Origin of the sequence: Neisseria sp. P0018.S001 (assembly GCF_051957355.1) — a bacterium.
Lineage (GTDB): Bacteria > Pseudomonadota > Gammaproteobacteria > Burkholderiales > Neisseriaceae > Neisseria > Neisseria subflava_A.
The window spans coordinates 1-429 of record NZ_JBQCWN010000084.1; the positions used below are offsets into that span (position 1 = coordinate 1).

Below are 429 nucleotides of genomic sequence, written 5' to 3' on the forward strand. Positions count from 1 at the left end.
GCTGTGCCATTGTCCGAGCAGGATGGCTTTGAACATGGACAACAGTGGATAGGCGGGACGGCCGCGGTGGTCTCTAAGGTAACGGGTTCTTTGACGATTCAGGTACTGTTCGATCGGTTGCCAATCAATCACCTGATCCAACTTCAATAGTGGGAAGCGGTCGATGTGTTTGGCAATCATGGCTTGGGCGGTTTGCTGGAAGAAGGTGCTCATGAGAAATCCCCTAAATGTCTTGGTGGAAATTTAGGGGATTTTGGGGAATTTTGCAAAGGTCTCGGGTTGTTTTTTGGAAAAGCAAAGGTCGTCTGAAAGCCTGCGTACAGGTTTCAGACGACCTTTTTGCACAGTATGTTTTCGCAGACCAAGCCCGCATCACGAGTTAAGAGAACTCTTTAAAAGACAGCGGAAAAATGTAGTCCGATATATTAG

General features: G+C 47.6%; 1 pseudogene. It reads right to left on the reverse strand.

Going from position 1 to position 429, the window contains the following annotated elements:
- A pseudogene (locus ACTHTJ_RS10935) lies at positions 1-213 on the reverse strand (IS5/IS1182 family transposase); the annotation flags it as partial.
- Between the last annotated feature and the right edge of the window lie 216 nt (positions 214-429).